General features: G+C 41.4%; 16 protein-coding genes. 11 read left to right on the top strand and 5 right to left on the bottom strand.

Features of this window, described 5'->3' with window-relative positions:
• Positions 1-71 precede the first annotated feature (71 nt).
• Positions 72-728 (bottom strand): DsbA family oxidoreductase, encoded by a 657-nt coding sequence (locus ACOSVQ_RS06465; protein WP_491981712.1) that lies wholly within the window; start codon positions 726-728, stop codon positions 72-74.
• Positions 729-1,040: 312 nt separating this feature from the next.
• Between ACOSVQ_RS06465 and ACOSVQ_RS06460 the strand changes: the two genes are divergently transcribed.
• The 4 genes from ACOSVQ_RS06460 (at position 1,041) to ACOSVQ_RS06445 (ending at position 6,398) form a co-directional block, all read left to right on the top strand.
• Positions 1,041-2,387 carry an alpha-amylase family protein gene (locus ACOSVQ_RS06460; protein WP_491981711.1) on the top strand — a complete coding sequence of 449 codons (1,347 nt, stop codon included), beginning with the start codon at positions 1,041-1,043 and terminating at the stop codon, positions 2,385-2,387.
• Between the two features lie 303 nt (positions 2,388-2,690).
• Complete coding sequence (locus tag ACOSVQ_RS06455; RefSeq protein WP_491981710.1) at positions 2,691-3,650, top strand: DUF4382 domain-containing protein; 960 nt, start codon at positions 2,691-2,693, stop codon at positions 3,648-3,650.
• Between the two features lie 507 nt (positions 3,651-4,157).
• On the top strand, positions 4,158-5,390 hold the full coding sequence (gene pepT, locus ACOSVQ_RS06450) for a peptidase T (RefSeq protein ID WP_491981709.1): 1,233 nt from the start codon (positions 4,158-4,160) through the stop codon (positions 5,388-5,390).
• A 150-nt stretch (positions 5,391-5,540) separates the two neighbouring features.
• The gene (locus tag ACOSVQ_RS06445; protein WP_491981708.1) at positions 5,541-6,398 is read left to right on the top strand and encodes a mechanosensitive ion channel family protein; all 858 of its coding nucleotides are present in this window, start codon (positions 5,541-5,543) and stop codon (positions 6,396-6,398) included.
• A 72-nt stretch (positions 6,399-6,470) separates the two neighbouring features.
• Here ACOSVQ_RS06445 and ACOSVQ_RS06440 read toward each other — a convergent pair whose 3' ends face one another.
• Entirely contained in the window at positions 6,471-7,013 is a 543-nt protein-coding gene (locus ACOSVQ_RS06440; protein WP_491981707.1) for a YaeQ family protein, read from the bottom strand.
• 274 nt (positions 7,014-7,287) lie between these two features.
• Here ACOSVQ_RS06440 and ACOSVQ_RS06435 point away from each other — a divergent pair, with 274 nt between their 5' ends.
• Positions 7,288-7,779: a hypothetical protein gene (locus ACOSVQ_RS06435; RefSeq protein ID WP_491981706.1), complete on the top strand. Its 492-nt coding sequence runs from the start codon at positions 7,288-7,290 to the stop codon at positions 7,777-7,779.
• 103 nt (positions 7,780-7,882) lie between these two features.
• Here ACOSVQ_RS06435 and ACOSVQ_RS06430 read toward each other — a convergent pair whose 3' ends face one another.
• On the bottom strand, positions 7,883-8,092 hold the full coding sequence (locus tag ACOSVQ_RS06430) for a cold-shock protein (RefSeq protein WP_042481129.1): 210 nt from the start codon (positions 8,090-8,092) through the stop codon (positions 7,883-7,885).
• A 359-nt stretch (positions 8,093-8,451) separates the two neighbouring features.
• On the opposite strand from ACOSVQ_RS06430, the gene ACOSVQ_RS06425 reads away from it, so the two are divergent.
• Complete coding sequence (locus ACOSVQ_RS06425; protein ID WP_491981705.1) at positions 8,452-8,655, top strand: alternative ribosome-rescue factor A; 204 nt, start codon at positions 8,452-8,454, stop codon at positions 8,653-8,655.
• A gap of 53 nt (positions 8,656-8,708) precedes the next feature.
• Here the strand turns inward: ACOSVQ_RS06425 and ACOSVQ_RS06420 are convergent, their stop codons facing one another.
• Positions 8,709-9,872: a threonine/serine exporter family protein gene (locus ACOSVQ_RS06420; RefSeq protein WP_491981951.1), complete on the bottom strand. Its 1,164-nt coding sequence runs from the start codon at positions 9,870-9,872 to the stop codon at positions 8,709-8,711.
• A gap of 468 nt (positions 9,873-10,340) precedes the next feature.
• Here ACOSVQ_RS06420 and ACOSVQ_RS06415 point away from each other — a divergent pair, with 468 nt between their 5' ends.
• The 5 genes from ACOSVQ_RS06415 to ACOSVQ_RS06395 all read left to right on the top strand — a co-directional run bounded on the left by ACOSVQ_RS06415 (position 10,341) and on the right by ACOSVQ_RS06395 (position 14,155).
• Entirely contained in the window at positions 10,341-10,709 is a 369-nt protein-coding gene (locus ACOSVQ_RS06415) for an NADH:ubiquinone oxidoreductase (RefSeq protein ID WP_491981704.1), read from the top strand.
• Between the two features lie 128 nt (positions 10,710-10,837).
• Positions 10,838-11,071, top strand: coding sequence for a hypothetical protein (locus tag ACOSVQ_RS06410; RefSeq protein WP_491981703.1), 234 nt, complete (start codon positions 10,838-10,840; stop codon positions 11,069-11,071).
• 101 nt (positions 11,072-11,172) lie between these two features.
• Positions 11,173-12,177 carry a response regulator gene (locus ACOSVQ_RS06405; RefSeq protein WP_491981702.1) on the top strand — a complete coding sequence of 335 codons (1,005 nt, stop codon included), beginning with the start codon at positions 11,173-11,175 and terminating at the stop codon, positions 12,175-12,177.
• Positions 12,177-12,623, top strand: coding sequence for a PAS domain-containing protein (locus ACOSVQ_RS06400; RefSeq protein WP_491981701.1), 447 nt, complete (start codon positions 12,177-12,179; stop codon positions 12,621-12,623). The genes ACOSVQ_RS06405 and ACOSVQ_RS06400 overlap by 1 nt, the downstream gene beginning before the upstream one ends.
• Positions 12,624-12,682: 59 nt before the next feature.
• Entirely contained in the window at positions 12,683-14,155 is a 1,473-nt protein-coding gene (locus ACOSVQ_RS06395) for an NAD(P)H-hydrate dehydratase (protein WP_491981700.1), read from the top strand.
• A gap of 25 nt (positions 14,156-14,180) precedes the next feature.
• On the opposite strand, the gene ACOSVQ_RS06390 is transcribed toward ACOSVQ_RS06395, so the two are convergent.
• Complete coding sequence (locus ACOSVQ_RS06390; RefSeq protein WP_491981699.1) at positions 14,181-14,735, bottom strand: porin family protein; 555 nt, start codon at positions 14,733-14,735, stop codon at positions 14,181-14,183.
• Positions 14,736-14,892: the final 157 nt, after the last annotated feature.

Genomic DNA, 14,892 nt, shown 5'->3' with positions numbered 1-14,892 from the left:
CTTGAAAGGCCTTCATTTGAAGGCCTTTTCTATAGAGATCTCACTGAAATATAGAGTGCACTGAAGTCACATTAATGAACAGACGCCATTTTCTGAGCGATGCTTTTTAGCAGTTCGACCAATCGTTCTGTGGATTGGGCTCCAGATACCAGATGTTTTTGTTCAATGATAATGGCTGGAACCGCATGAATTCCCGCTTGTAGCCATTGTTGTTCAGTGCTTGCAACTGCTTTTGCCCATGACTCATCGTTTAATACTTTCAGGCATTCTGATTTATCTAGCCCTACATCAATAGCAACTTGGATTAATACATCTTCGTCATCTATTTGCTTTTCATGGCAAAAATAAGCTTCAAACAACGCCAGTTCGAGTTGATTTTTCTTATGCTGCTGATTAGCCCACATCAACATTTGATGGGCTTTTCGCGTGTTGTATATCCGCATTTCTTCGAAAAAATTGAAGTGAAAGCCAACCTCTGCACCCAGTTGAGTCAGTGTTTTTCTCGCTTCTATACTGGCTTCTTTTGTTGTTCCATATTTACGAGCGAGGTGATCACGAAGATTTTCTCCACCTTGAGGCATGGTTGGATTGAGTTCAAACGGATGCCAATGTATTTCGGCTTGAATCTCATTCGATACCAGCTTCAATGCCGCTTCAAGGCGCTTGTAACCAATAATGCACCAAGGGCAGACTACATCTGAGACGATATCGATTCTAAGGGACCGCATATTATCCTCCATAACGAGTGGCTAGTTTGATTGTTCAGCGGTAACAAACCTTGTGTCTCGTAAATGAAAACACGTTTGCACTGTCTAGTTAATTATAGGCATCTATACTGACATCAGGTTAAAGGATAACCAAACCTAGGTGAAATATGTCAATCTACGCCTCTATTCTCAACCGTTATAAATAACTCTGAGGTGGATTTCAAAATGATTGAATATTTTATACTCGGTGCAATACAAAGGGCTGTTAGCCCTCGCAAGCCGCGCATTCACTTTCGTTTTCATTCGGCTTGTTGAGTAACAAGGAGTATCCAAATGAACCATCAGCCTACTGACGTTATTTTGCATGCATTTGACTGGCCTTATTCCCTCGTTGCTGAACGTGCTTCAGCGATATTCAAAGCAGGATATAAGGACGTACTGGTTTCCCCTCCAATGAAATCAGCGAAAAGCGACCATGGTACAAAATGGTGGCAACGCTACCAGCCGCAAGATTACAGAGTCATCGACAATCAGCTTGGTGACACCCAATCCTTTGTTGAAATGACAAATGCTCTAAAAGCTCTCGGTGTTCATGTCTATGCTGATGTGGTGTTTAACCACATGGCGAATGAATCGAATAAGCGGCTCGATCTTCAGTACCCAAGCAGTGAAGACTTGAAGCAGTACAGCAAAAACTCGCGGTACTATAAGAAGCAAACGCTATTCGGTGAATTATCAGAGCCTCTGTTTAAAGAAGAAGACTTTGTTGAAGCTTTTGGTATTAAAGACTGGAAAGATAAGTGGCAAGTGCAAAATGGTCGAATTACCGGAGGGCCTCATGATCAAGGTCTACCAACGCTAAGAGATTGTCCACATGTAGTGGAAATGCAGCAAGCTTATCTCAAAGCACTTAAATCATTGGGTGTTAAGGGATTCAGAATCGATGCTGCTAAGCACATGACAATAGAACATCTAAAGAAAGTCTGGACGGACGAGATTACTAAAGATGTTCATATTTTTGGCGAGATCATCACTGATGGCGGAGCAACAAAAGAAGAGTACCAGCTGTTTCTAGAGCCCTATTTAGCGGAAACGAGTTTAGGAGCATATGACTTTCCACTGTTCCAGACGGTATTTAATGCACTGCAAAAATCGGGCAGTTTGAAATGGTTAATAGATCCCTACTGTTTTGGTGAAGCGTTATCCAAAGATCGCGCTATTACCTTTGCAATTACTCATGACATACCTAACAACGGTGTGTTTGCAAATCTGGTTATGGATGAGGCGCTTGAACGTTTAGCATATAGCTATATTTTGGGGCGAGATGGTGGAGTGCCACTGATTTATACCGATTTAGATACGAGTAGCATCAAAAACAAGTTGGGCGAACCGCGTTGGCTTAATGCTTGGCAAGAACCTAAGCTTTTGGCTCAAATCGAATTTCACAATCGAATGCATGGACTTCCGATGGTGATGATAGAAGCCAGTGACGACTTGCTGGTATTTAGTCGTGGCGAGAAGGGGATCGTGATTATTAATAAGTCCTCAAGACCTCAAACCGTTGAACTCAATTGGAATCACGCACTTCGAGACTTGCTGAGTGATGCGGAGTTTACATCTGATGGAGTTAAAGTGTTCGTGGAGGCAGCACCGCTAACCAGCTATATGCTTTGTAAGTGATAACCGTCGAAACGATTAGTCCCGCAAAACAGCTCAAAAAAAAAGCCGCATTCAGACTTGATGCGGCAAAATCATTTAAGCTAGCAGTAGTTCAATCAGGGGGTAACTTACTTAAACACTTACATAATATGAAAAAAGTACGTGATTACTATGCGCCCGCTGAGTTAAATGTATGCTTGGTTTCTGCCAGCATTTTGTCAGGATTTCCCTGCTTGTCTTTTTGATGACATTCATCATTTATTACTAATTTAGCATTTCATTTCTAAACCATAGTTTATAAGAAAATTAATTAAGGTAGTGGAAATGAAAGTCTTGCCAATATTGCTCTTAACTGCGCCCGTATTTTTGCTTTCAGGTTGCGGAGGAGATGAATCTAGCTCAACTCAAACTTCAAATGTCTCATTCTCGGTGTCAGATGCGCCAGTAGATGAAGCCAGTTCTGTTACGATTGGATTCACTCAAGTGGAACTTGTTAGAAGTAATGGTGAATCTATTTACTTGGATGTTGAGCCTTCTTCTCCAAGTAATGATTATGAACAAATTGACTTACTTGATTATCAAGGAAAAGATTCGGCTTTAATCATCACTCAACAGCCGATTCCAGTTGGTTCATATAAAAATCTTATTCTGCACATCAGCAGTGAGTCAGGTGTGAATTTTGTTGATGATGCAGATGGAACTCAAGCTCTGAAACAGCCAAGTAACAAACTCAAACTTGGAGGCTTTGAAGTGACTGAGGAAGCAACACAATCTTTCACTATCGAGTTCGATTTGCGTCAATCGTTGGTGATGCGAGGAAATACAGGCTCAAACAAAGGCTATATTCTTAAACCACATGGCGTGACCATACTCAATAACAGTGAGGCAGCAAGCTTGTCGGTTACTGTGAATTCATCTTTGTATGTGGGGTTGGAAGAGTGTCCAACCACAGCAGATAACGCTTTCGTTTATTTGTATCAAGGTACAGGAGGTACTCTGATTGATCTTGTTGATCAAACAGATACAGATTATGAAGTTAAGGCAACTCTTGCTTCTGATGTAATTGCTCCCTTTGCCACAGCAAGTGCTAGTGATATAGACGGAACATACAATTTTGGCTATCTGCCTACCGGTGAATATACAGTGGCTTTCGTATGTGATGGAAGTGCAGATGACTCGATACAATACGATGAGCTAACGATTCCACAACCATCAAATTTGGTCACGACCATTACTTTATCTGCGGGTAGCAATACTCTGGATATGAGTAGTGCTATCGAGTAATTCGTAGAACAATGTAGAGTGAAAATAAAAATCCCCAGTTGAGCCTGCTGGGGATTTTTTTGTTTTGAGCCTTAATGGATTTTATAAAACCTCTAAAGAAGTTTGACGTTGTCAGCATTAAATATTTTCTAGGGGGAAAATAAGGAGACATGGATAAAGTTAGCTGTTCAAAAGTTAAACAGCAAAGTTGTGAATGATTTTCCTTTAGCTTTTTTAGTGGTTTGTGATGTTAATTCCAACTAGATGTAGTGAATGAAACAGACATTTTTATTTATGACACGCCGATAGCGTTCAACAAAAGGCTTAGTGTCTAAATGAATGCAAGCTGTTCGGATGAATCTCTTGCAGGCCAATGGGAAAGTCACCAAAAACTGATTTACAGCAATTCTTACTTTCAAATAAGACGTACTATGGAATGCAATAAGCTGCGTATCACCGAATGTCGGATAACGCGTTGTAGCGTAGAGTTTTCTATTGCTGCGTATTGAAATGAAAGCGGAACTTGTTATGGAAAATCTTATTCAGCGTTTTTTACGTTATGTTACTTACGATACTCAATCAAAGCCCAAGAATCATCATTGTCCAAGTTCTGCGGGGCAAAAAGTATTTGCTCAAGCTCTTTATGAAGAGCTGCTAGAACTGGGGCTCAGCGATGTCACAATTGATGGTCATAGCTATGTGATGGCGAAGCTTAAATCAAATGTAGACTATCCTGTACCAGCTATTGGCTTTATTGCTCACATGGACACAGCTCCGGATGCCTCCGGCAAACATGTTGTTCCACAAATAGTAGAAAATTACCAAGGTGGTGATATTGCATTGGGTAAAGGCGACGAAGTTCTTTCTCCTATCCAATATCCTGAGTTGCACCAGTTACATGGCAAGAACCTCATTACTACCGATGGTAATACACTTCTCGGAGCAGATAACAAAGCAGGCATAGCTGAAATTATTACTGCAATTGAAATGCTAGTTGCTAATCCGTCTATTCCGCATGGTGACATTTGTATTGGTTTTACGCCGGATGAAGAAATTGGCCGTGGTGCTAACCATTTTGATGTTGAAAAGTTTGGTGCGCAGTGGGCTTATACCATTGATGGTGGGCCTGTTGGTGAGCTTGAGTATGAGAACTTCCATGCCGCTACAGCTGAAGTTATCTGCCATGGTGTGAGTGTCCATCCTGGAACGGCGAAAGGTAAAATGGTGAACGCTATGCATATAGCTTCTCGCTTTGTACTGATGATGCCTGAAGAAGAAACGCCTCAGAACACAGAGGGCTACGAAGGTTTCTACCATTTATCTTCTGCTTGTATGGGCGTTGCGAGATCACAGTTGGATTATATTCTTCGTGACTTTGAGCGCGAAGGTCTGGATGCACGTAAAGCATTTATGCAGCAGAAAGTGAATGAGCTAAATTCACAGTTATCGAAAGGCAGCGTTGAACTCCTTATCCATGATAGCTACGCAAATATGAAAGAGATGGTTGAGCCTCATCCTCATATTATTGAATTAGCTAAAGTATCTATGGAGCACTGCGGAGTTGAACCTCTGATAAAACCAATCCGCGGTGGTACTGACGGAGCTCGCTTATCCTTTATGGGGCTACCTTGTCCAAACATTTTCACTGGTGGTTACAATTTCCATGGTATTCATGAGTTTATTACTATTGAAGGCATGGTGCAGGCGGTTAATGTGATCGTCACCTTAGCTGAGAAAACTGCTTTGCACTATAAACAATAAACTGCTTTATCAACCATTTCGGTCGGTTATACTTGTTCAAGCGTTGGCGCTATGTTGGTGGCCAACGCTTTTTTATATCAATACCGACAGAACTTAGTCTTGGTTTGTGGCTCTTAAGTTGTGTGGTAGTTTGTTGCAGTAGGAAGAATTATGGAAAAGTTTAATGCGGTGATAGATTTTCTATTCGCGCACAAAATGTTGTTAACCTTGCTAATTTTGTTTGTTGTATGGCTGGTGCGCCGATTAGTTCTTTCACATATTCGTGGTGATGTCGCTTTTATTACAGAGAAGCAAAGAAAATGGATGTCTCGGACTAAGAATGGCGCGTTCACAGTTACAGTGATTGGCCTTTTTATGCTTTGGCAGTCAGAAATCAGTCAGTTTGCTTTGTCTGTTACTGCAATTGCTGTTGCTATCGTAGTGGCTTCAAAAGAGATCATTTTGTGTTTTACTGGTTCGATTCAGCGTGCCAGCTCACGTTCATTCCGAATTGGTGACTGGATTGAAGTGGGTTCTATCAGTGGCGAAGTTATTGAACACAATATGATGGCAACGGTTATTCAAGAAATTGCCCTGCAGAAAGCTCATTATCACTACACTGGCAAAACAGCAACGTTGCCTAACAGTATGTTCTTCATTCATCCGGTTAAGAACCTGAATTTTATGAAGCGCTATGTGTTTCATGATATTACGATCGTAGTTCCCGATTTCGTTAATTTGTTTCCGTTGGTTCCTCAAATTCACGAGCGAATTGAAGTGCATTTTGCGCATTTCATGGATGTGGCACGTCGCTATAACAGTGTTATCGAGAAGCACGCAGGAGTAGATTTGCCGGGTGCAGACCCACATGTTGAAATCACCAGCACTGCAGCTGGCGAACAAGTTGTGCACATCAAAATATTTTGTCCAACAGATAAGGCGACTCATCTGGAACAACTAATAAGAAAAGATTTTATGGAACTTTATGAAGAGAAGTTTCCGAAAGTAGTTCCTCAGGTTGCGCTGTAACTGACATTCGCCTAATACAAGAAAAGGTCTGTATTTACAGACCTTTTCTTTTTTCATTCGCAAGCGATCTTCCTACTCAGGGAGATTCTGCAAAACTTCAAATGTAACTTCATGGCTACCCTGATCACCTTCGACAAAAATAGATTGTCCAGTGACCATTACAGATAAATCTGCGGTGCGTGATGGTGCTGCAGACAAAGTATCAATCGCTTGCGGATCAAAACGTACGATTTCTACCGGAAGGTATCCGAATTTACCTTTGTTCTGATTCCACCAAATATCTGAGCGAGTTTGGTAAGTATAAACTTTTACCACATCAGCAACACGAGTTGCCTTCTTCACACGGTCAACATCGGGTTCTCCAAGTTCAATCCAAACCTCTGAGCGGCCTTCAAGGTTTTGCTGCCAAATATCAGGCTCAGTTGCAGTAGAAATACCCTTAGTGAATTGGAGATCAGGATGTGCATTCAAACAGAATGCCATGATCCGAGCCATCATTCGTTCGTTGGTTTCTGAAGGGTGCAGTGCAACAGTCAAATTCAAAGAATCGTAATAGTCTCTATTCAAATCAGTTAAGGCAATTCGAAACTTATAAATAGTTGGTTTAAGAGCCATATTTTGTTTGTCTTTCCGTCAAATCAGGGTAAGCACAGCAGAAATGCCTCTGTGCCTTTAATTAGCTATGGACAGTATAAAGTAAGTGATTGAGTTAGCGAGCACTATTCGATATATGAGAGGTTTATTTCCACTTTTTTGTACTTAATTGGTGTGTGATTTTTGTCACATAAACAGTGTTAAATCGCTTGCAAGTTTGACGTAAAACATTTGTTAACTAAACCTTATTAATTGTTAATGCTTTTCACTCAACGTCATTAATAAGGGAATAATAATGAAATATAAAATCATACTAACAACGGCGGCGCTACTCGCTCTATCAGGTTGTCAATCGACTAAATCACCGGAAGAAGAGGCTATGATGTCTAATCTTTGTATGACGGGTGATTCTACAGATCAAATGATATCAAAGGAAAAATTCAACGAAGCCGTGATGGAATGCGGTGGTTATGAAGTCTTTACTGACGAAATGGTTACAGGTAAGAAATATAGCTTTTCATTTTCTAACAGTGGAGCGCGTGATCTAACGTTTAGCTCAGACGGTACTGCCAAGTACTATAAAGCTAAAAAAGGAACTACCGAAACGGTTAAATGGGAAATTACCGATAAAGGCAATCTTATGCTGATTTGGGATGATGGCTACAAATGGGAGTGGGCTTTGATGTCAGAGAAGAGCAACGTTATGGCTATCAAGACATTCGGCTGGGCTGCTGATGGTTCAGACAAAGAGATCATTACTCTAGTTGCAGTGTCATCGGCCGTCTAGGTTTATAGATTTAATTCTAAAGAGTGTTGCATGCTCTCTTTCAATTTCACAAAACAAAAGAGCCAGCATCTGCTGGCTCTTAAAGCTTAGTTAGCAATTAAAATTAGATAACTTTAATGCTTTCAGCTTGTGGGCCTTTTTGACCTTGAGTTACAACGAACTCAACTTTTTGGCCTTCAGCTAGAGTGCGGAAGCCTTCGCTTTGAATTGCGCTGAAGTGTGCGAAAACGTCTGGGCCATTTTCTTGCTTGATAAAACCAAAACCTTTAGTTTCGTTGAACCATTTAACAGTACCAGTAACAGGTGTAGACATATTGATTTTCCTAAAACATATTTCTTTAAAGCCGATTAGGGCGCTCATAGCGTGGAAAAATAAATTGCTATTGCGTACGACACGACGGGGGAGTTACGAGTAATCCAACGAAACAATGTGTAAACAAAGAACTTCTTTCTAGCTAAGGACGAGTCTAGGCAATTGAATTAACTTGTCAATCGGATCTTGATGTCAGTCGAAGTAGTGAAACAAGTTTCAATCATTTTTTTGCACTAAGCACCATTTCTTTGCAATACAAACACTATTAAATAATTAATTCAGTGCTATCGATTCGATGATTTCATTGACAGTGTTAATATTCAGCGCAAAATACGCATGACTTTTTATAGGAGAGTTCGATGAAAAAGACATTATCAGAATCTCTTCCAAACGAAGTAATAGATACTGAATTTGGTCGAGGTGAAATTAAGGATAACGCATTAAAGGCGGTTGTAACGAGTCAGCTATTTAGACAAAGAGTTGAGAAAGCGAAAAAAGGAAAAGGAAGTTTCAGTCGTAAAATGAAACATAAGGGAAAAGAGCCCTATTCAAAAGCCGCGTAATTGCCGATTTTGAATAGGGCTCTTTCTTTATCTTGATTAGAAAGATGATCAGATTATCTTTCTATTTTTGGAGAATAGATGGAATAAGCCGTAATTTGCCCTGCAACTATGGCAGAGAACATAAATAGGGCTGATAAACCGATACTCGGAATAGGCAAAATGGACTGTTCAAATACCGATTGACTGGCACTTATTAGTACACGACTGCCAGGAACCAGAATAATGATGCCTTGGACTATATAGATAGACCCTGTCAGCTCCATTTTCTTCGCAAGCCAAGTGCCGTAGAGCGTAATCAGTACTGTGGTTATCCAAGTTCCAACAACCCAACCGGCGTCAAACCCAAGATAGAATGGTCCCCACATGCCTAACACCGCTACCGGTAAGCCTAATAGCATATCTTTTGGTCTTGCATTGAAAATGACACCAATCGAGATAGATAGAAGGAACAAACCAAAGATATGTAAAAACAGTGGCACTTCGTTTTTATAAGTTGCGGCTACGGCTTGTCCCCAAATGGCTTCACCAATATTTAAGCCTATAACAATGCCCACAAAGAGTTTAATCAAAGTTAATGCACTCTGACCAAGCAGACTTGTACCTGATACTAAATCATTAAAGGCTAGACACTCTAGAGAGTTTGCGATGGACAACCCTGGCACAAACAATATCACGGCTGCTACACATAGCGCCCAGACAGGGATTGGTAAGCCAGTGCTGGCTAAAAATGCAACGAATATCCCCGTTAGCATAGACGCCAAAAATTCAGCTGCAATCGCTCTTCTAGAGTGGCATATAAGCTGGCTTATCCAAACAATCAAGCCTAAAACTACCGATATTCCTACAGCTTCCAGAGTGCTACCCACAAGCATCAAATAGGCTGGTGGAATGCCCATATTCGCTAACGCAATTACCCATTTTGAATACCCCACAGGCTCTGGTAAAGGTTCACTGCTTGGTTGGTTAATTCTGATAATGGTGTTTGCTAATAGGCTCAGGTTGATTGATGCAGGTTTGTGGCGCTTCATCACTACAGCGTTATTGTCATCTGGAAATTGATAATTGATGGCGGTTGGCGTTGCTTGGATCATGACATCAACACCATGTTTTTTCGCATAATACTGGGTGTATTTTTCTACTTTGTATGGTGCACATCCGCTACGGTGAAGCGTATCGCCAATTTCTACAATTTTGTTAATTCTGTGTTGAGACAACATGGTTTTTGAAGGCTTAAGTGAAAGTGGCGTAAAGGTATCAGAGCAGCACGAAGTTGGCGAGTGGATAGTGAGATTCGAACTCAAAAACATGCATGAAATTTCTATTTATCTATCATTGATTCGCTTGGTTTATGGGTATGTGCAGTTTTTATTGAAAGCACAAGTGTAAATATAAAAATCTTCGATCTTGTTACATTTTGAAATACTTTATTTGAGAATATTTATGGTTAATTAATTGTTAAATAATAAGTCTTTTCTAATCTTATTTCTCGCAAATTCTTGGTGTTATCTCCGTCGTCTTAAATACCCATTTAACGCTTATTTAACAATTCAACCATTTGTTTAATAAGTGTAATTTTTGTTGATTTATTGACCTTGAAATAAATAAATGATGAGCGAAAATGACTGAAAAATATATTTCCAAAATTGAAAGGATTCATCGCTGTCACTTAATGAGGTAGGCATGTTATGAAACTATTATTGATATTAATGACGTCACTTTCTGCTGGTGTCGCTTCTGCAGCCCATATTCATTCTTTCCTATTAGGCATGTCTGTTGCTGCTCTCGCTGTTGGCAGTTGTTACTGGTTTGCTTTCAGAAGTACTCGTGTGCCTGAACTGGCGGTCTTCCTGCTGGTCTGTGGTTTGCTATCTAAGCTTACTGTAACGGTTGTAGGTGTGATGTGGGGACTATCCGCTGAACTGATTACTTCTCCACTGGTGTTCGCTCTTTCTTATCTATTCTTCTCAATCACTGTGACTTATTTGTGGTTTAGTTACAGAGATAGCATTACAGAGTTGCCGAAGATTGTGCGTAATCGCATGGCACATTTATAAAATAGATTCAATTTTAAAGAAGGGGCTTTATAGCCCCTTTTAGCTGTTTGACGTACGACTATAGTCCTAAAGTGTCCAACTGTGTTTGCTTATATACTTGCTCGTATATGAAGTACGAAGGAGTAGTTATGGATATCGCACTGTTTTGGATTGAAAAAAGTATCTTAGTGGCTGGAATAATCTTAGTTTTGACCGGCATCACTCAATACGGTCGTCGTAGCCACGACTGGAAGGGCGTTATAACCATGTTTTATAAGCGTGTTCCTATGTCCATTTCCGAATACAAATGGTATCGATTAGGCGTAGCCCTACTGGTATGTGCAGTACTAATGCGTATTATTGTGCTTACTCTTTGGCCATAATCTCTAAATTAATCAATAACTAGTCATCTATTTTTAGCCCTAATCACACATTTAGGTATACACTTTAGAGAGTCCTAACAATATAAAGGGAAGGTGATGATATGTCGTTTCCTGTACTCATCTGTGATGACTCAGCTCTTGCTCGCAAGCAGATGGCGCGTTCCCTCCCTGCGACTCTTAACGCAAACATTACATTTGCAGAGCATGGACTCGAAGCATTGCAAATTTTGCAGCAGCAAACATTTAACCTCATGTTTCTGGATCTGACCATGCCAGAGCTGGACGGCTTTGGTACGTTAGAGGAAATGAAGAGCAGAGGCATCTCGACACCCGTCGTGGTTGTGTCTGGTGATATTCAACCTAAAGCCAAAGAACGTGTAATGGCATTGGGTGCGAAAGCCTTCATTCAAAAGCCGATTGATATAAATGTTCTAAAAGATGTCCTAAGAACGCTGGTTGAACCCGCTTCGTTACCCAAAATTGTTACACCGGTGTCATTTGAGCTCCCAGCCCTTCGTCGCCGCGATATTTATATGGAAGTAGCGAACGTGGCTATTGGTCGGGCTGCGGATGCGCTTGCAAGACACTTTGATGTATTTGTGCGCTTACCTTTACCGAATGTGAATATTTTCGAGGTAACGGAGCTTCATATGGCATTGCGTGATCTGGCAGATAATGCGCATGTATCCGGTGTCTGCCAAGGCTTTAGCGGTGAAGGTATTGCAGGAGAAGCGCTGGTGCTTTTAAGTGATACCAGCGTGTCCGATTTGAAGAAGTTAATGAAAGTGCCGGCAGAGAGTGAAGACCTCGAAGAGTTGGAGCTATTAATGGACGTATCCAACATATTGGTGGGCTCGTTTCTCAATGGATTAGGTGAGCAGGCAGAAGTGAGATTTTTCCAAAGTTCGCCTGTGCTTCTAGGCCAGCATATTACGATTGATTCAGTCATTAACTCTACCGCAGGTTCGTTTAGTAAAACGATGACCTTTGAGGTTAGCTATACAATTGAAGACACTTCTATTCGCTGTGACCTATTATTTATGTTTGTCGATGAGTCACTGCCGCTGCTCGATAGCAAACTGGCTTATTTGATGGAGGATTTCTAATGTTGTCTCTTCCAGCAGAATTTGAACAATTTCATTGGATGGTCGACATGGTTCAGAATGTCGACATGGGATTGATCGTCATCGATCGTGATTACAAAGTACAGGTGTGGAATGGCTTTATGACGCACCACAGTGGGAAGATGGCTCAGGAGGTGATCGGCAAATCTCTGTTTGAGGTTTTTCCTGAAATCCCACAGGAATGGTTTCGTCTGAAAACCAAACCCGTTTACGATTTAGGCTGTCGAAGCTTTATCACATGGCAGCAACGTCCTTATTTGTTTAAGTGTCGTAACGTTCGTCCAGTAACACAACAAGCTGATTTTATGTATCAGAACATAACGTTAAACCCAATGCGCACACCAACTGGTGCTATTAATTCATTGTTTCTTTCTATCCAAGATTCAACTGCGGAAGCCTTGGTTGTCTTAAGAGCAAATAACGCTTAGGAAAAGTAGCAATTCAATAATTTGAAGATATCAGCATTGGGTAGCCGAGAGGGATTACTATGCCTATACCCAGCGTTTTTTATACTGCACAACAAGTTAAACAAGGTGAAGTCTTAGCTGCAAAATCAACTGGACTTGAAATGTTCAGCTTGATGGAAAGGGCAGGTCAAGCGGCTTTCACTATTGCATTTGCACAATACCCCGGTACACATCATTGGTTGGTATGTTGCGGTGGTGGTAACAATGGTGGCGATGGTTACATCGTTGCTTGTTTGGCGAAATCGATGGGCGTTCAAGTTACGGTTTGGCAACATGGCGATCCTGAAAACCTCAAAGGCGATGCATTATCGGCTTATTATCATTGGCTAGATCACGGTGGTGAAGTTTACCCTTTTGATGATGTCATTCCAGATGACGTCGACCTCATCATAGATGGATTACTGGGTACTGGGTTATCTGGCACGGTTCGAGATCGTATTCAAGACATTATCCATTTGATCAATACGAGCAACGTTCCTGTTGTGGCGATCGATATCCCTTCCGGATTATGTGCCAACACAGGTGCGGTACTAGGTGTTGCTGTTAAAGCTAACCACACCATCAGTTTCATAGGTCTTAAGCAAGGGTTAGTTACTGGCCAAGCTCGAAACTACGTGGGGCAGTTGCACTTTGCAGGATTAGGTGTTGAAGAGAGCTTTGAACAGCAAAACAAACCGACACTAAGATCCATCTCACCCAAATCCATCAAGTCGATGCTCGCTCAGAGAGAAGCATGCGCTCACAAAGGCATGTATGGTAAAGCACTGCTTATTGGTGGCAATGAAGGTATGGGCGGGGCGATGATTCTAGCAGCCCAAGCCTGTGCCAGAGTAGGTTGTGGGTTAACGGCATCATTGCTTCACCCGTCAAACGTCTCCTCCATTTTGGTATCTATTCCAGAAGTGATGAGTGCTGGTTGGGATGATGAACAACGAATAAAGCAAAGATTAGAGTGGACTAACGTTGTTGCAATTGGCCCTGGCTTAGGAAGAGATACAAAAGCCGAGAGGCTTTTTCGTCATATTCAGGATCTGCCAGTGAACAAAGTTGTCGACGCTGATGCGTTGTACTTTCTCGCACAAAATCCAAATTTAGATGACAGTCGAATTATCACGCCACATCCTGCAGAAGCAGCACGACTACTTGGTGTTGACGTGAGTTCTGTTGAGGCAGATAGATTCAAAGCAATTAGAGATCTACATAAGATGTATGGTGGAGTGGTCGTACTAAAAGGAGCGGGCACATTAGTCAGTGATGGAAATGAAACCTTCGTATGCTTGGCTGGTAATCCAGGAATGGCAAGCGGCGGAATGGGGGATGTATTAACTGGGGTTGTCGCCTCAATCCTAGCTCAAGGCTTAAGTTGTTTTGAAGCAGCGAAATTGGGTGTCATTATCCACAGTAAAGCTGCTGATTTGAATGCGAAAGAAAAAGGCGAGCGAGGAATGCTAGCCAGTGATCTAGTATGCCATTTACGTGAATTGGTGAACTAAAAGCAGTCGTTAACACCAAAGTAGCTTACAAGCTAAAGCGCGCCCCCAATGTAAAAGAAGTCGCGGAGTATTCATTTTGCAAATCTTGATACTTGAGCTCGACACTTAGTTCCAGTTTCTCAACATACATGGGCTGCATTTTAGCACCAATGCCTATATAAGGATTGACACCAGAGTAGTCTTGGCTCGTTTCAGGGATTGCACTGGTGTTGGTCTCTTCTAGATTCGTCTGCCCAATACCGCCTTTAGCATAAACGCTGGTAAAACTATTGATGGGCTGTTCTATTCTCGCGCCAGCGAAAAAGCTTCGGTATTTCACCTGCTGGGCATCGCCATTCGAATCATGAAATGTAGCGCCGTCTGACATGGTATCAGTGTATCCAAAGTCAACGCCTACGAAAGGGGATAGAAAATAGCTATATCCAAGAGTAGTCGTCCAAGCGCTCTCGGTGCTGTTACTGTTATCAATGTAGTTATAACCACTATCCGCGTAAAACTGGTGTCGGCTATCTGCTGCTAGAGTTGGTAAAGCTAAAATCAAAAGGAATAAACCAACACTAGTTTGTCCTAAATGTTTCATCTTTTTCTCCACTGCCATCGATAGAAGCACATGTGCCAATCAGGATTCTGGCGCTTTTATAATAACTTGTGCTTATCAATTCTTTCTTATCTTCTGCAATTCAAAGCGAAGCTGTTTTAAATATAAGCAATTAATGAACCGCTATTAGTTTTTATTC

It is taken from the genome of Vibrio sp. HM8-C (assembly GCF_058630515.1).
This window is presented reverse-complemented; position numbering and strand designations above follow the sequence as displayed.

Bases quoted from the DNA above. Each gene is read 5' to 3' on its own strand.
- ACOSVQ_RS06465 (WP_491981712.1), bottom strand. From the start codon at position 728: ATGCGGTCCCTTAGAATCGATATCGTCTCAGATGTAGTCTGCCCTTGG.
- ACOSVQ_RS06460 (WP_491981711.1), top strand. From the start codon at position 1,041: ATGAACCATCAGCCTACTGACGTTATTTTGCATGCATTTGACTGGCCT.
- ACOSVQ_RS06455 (WP_491981710.1), top strand. From the start codon at position 2,691: ATGAAAGTCTTGCCAATATTGCTCTTAACTGCGCCCGTATTTTTGCTT.
- pepT (WP_491981709.1), top strand. From the start codon at position 4,158: ATGGAAAATCTTATTCAGCGTTTTTTACGTTATGTTACTTACGATACT.
- ACOSVQ_RS06445 (WP_491981708.1), top strand. From the start codon at position 5,541: ATGGAAAAGTTTAATGCGGTGATAGATTTTCTATTCGCGCACAAAATG.
- ACOSVQ_RS06440 (WP_491981707.1), bottom strand. From the start codon at position 7,013: ATGGCTCTTAAACCAACTATTTATAAGTTTCGAATTGCCTTAACTGAT.
- ACOSVQ_RS06435 (WP_491981706.1), top strand. From the start codon at position 7,288: ATGAAATATAAAATCATACTAACAACGGCGGCGCTACTCGCTCTATCA.
- ACOSVQ_RS06430 (WP_042481129.1), bottom strand. From the start codon at position 8,092: ATGTCTACACCTGTTACTGGTACTGTTAAATGGTTCAACGAAACTAAA.
- ACOSVQ_RS06425 (WP_491981705.1), top strand. From the start codon at position 8,452: ATGAAAAAGACATTATCAGAATCTCTTCCAAACGAAGTAATAGATACT.
- ACOSVQ_RS06420 (WP_491981951.1), bottom strand. From the start codon at position 9,872: ATGTTGTCTCAACACAGAATTAACAAAATTGTAGAAATTGGCGATACG.
- ACOSVQ_RS06415 (WP_491981704.1), top strand. From the start codon at position 10,341: ATGAAACTATTATTGATATTAATGACGTCACTTTCTGCTGGTGTCGCT.
- ACOSVQ_RS06410 (WP_491981703.1), top strand. From the start codon at position 10,838: ATGGATATCGCACTGTTTTGGATTGAAAAAAGTATCTTAGTGGCTGGA.
- ACOSVQ_RS06405 (WP_491981702.1), top strand. From the start codon at position 11,173: ATGTCGTTTCCTGTACTCATCTGTGATGACTCAGCTCTTGCTCGCAAG.
- ACOSVQ_RS06400 (WP_491981701.1), top strand. From the start codon at position 12,177: ATGTTGTCTCTTCCAGCAGAATTTGAACAATTTCATTGGATGGTCGAC.
- ACOSVQ_RS06395 (WP_491981700.1), top strand. From the start codon at position 12,683: ATGCCTATACCCAGCGTTTTTTATACTGCACAACAAGTTAAACAAGGT.
- ACOSVQ_RS06390 (WP_491981699.1), bottom strand. From the start codon at position 14,735: ATGAAACATTTAGGACAAACTAGTGTTGGTTTATTCCTTTTGATTTTA.